The organism is Streptomyces niphimycinicus, from assembly GCF_018883605.1.
Taxonomy (GTDB): Bacteria; Actinomycetota; Actinomycetes; order Streptomycetales; family Streptomycetaceae; genus Streptomyces; species Streptomyces niphimycinicus.
Genome location: NZ_JAHLEM010001114.1, coordinates 1 through 599, shown reverse-complemented (window position 1 = coordinate 599; position 599 = coordinate 1). Strand labels below are relative to the sequence as shown.

Annotated in this window: 1 protein-coding gene; it reads right to left on the bottom strand. The window is 73.3% G+C overall.

The features are described from left to right. The coding region (locus KN815_RS48020) for an acyl carrier protein (RefSeq protein ID WP_216348056.1) at window positions 1–599 on the bottom strand (599 nt) is incomplete at both ends.

Genomic DNA, 599 nt, shown 5'->3' with positions numbered 1-599 from the left:
GGCCCGGACACAGCGGCAGCCGCACCCAGCACCTCAGCCCGCAGGAACTCCGCCAACACCATCGGCGTCGGATAGTCGAAGACCAGCGTCGCGGGCAGCCGCAGCTCACTCACGCCGCCCAGCGCGTTCCGCAGCTCCACCGCCGTCAGCGAGTCAAAGCCCAGCTCACGGAAGGAACGATGCGGTTCGACGGTGTCCAGCGAGTCATGGCCGAGTACGGCGGCGACCTGCGTACGGACCAGCTCCAGCAGGGCGTCGAGCTGCTCGGCCTCGCTGAGACCGGCAAGCCGCCGCGCCAGCGCACCCGACGCCGCCGCACCCTCCGCCGCACGCCGCGCCGGAACCCGCACCAGCCCCCGCAGCAGCGGCGCGACCACACCGGCCGACGCCGCCTCGGCGCGCAGCACGGCCAGGTCCAGCCGGACGGGCACGAGCAGCGCCTCATCCGTGCGGTACGCGGCGTCGAACAGCTCCAGGCCCTCGGTGGCGGACAGCGCGACCACGCCGCCCCGGCTCATCCGGGACACATCGGCCTCGTCCAACTCACCGGTCATCCCGCTGAAGTCGGCCCACAGACCCCACGCCAGCGAGGTACCGGC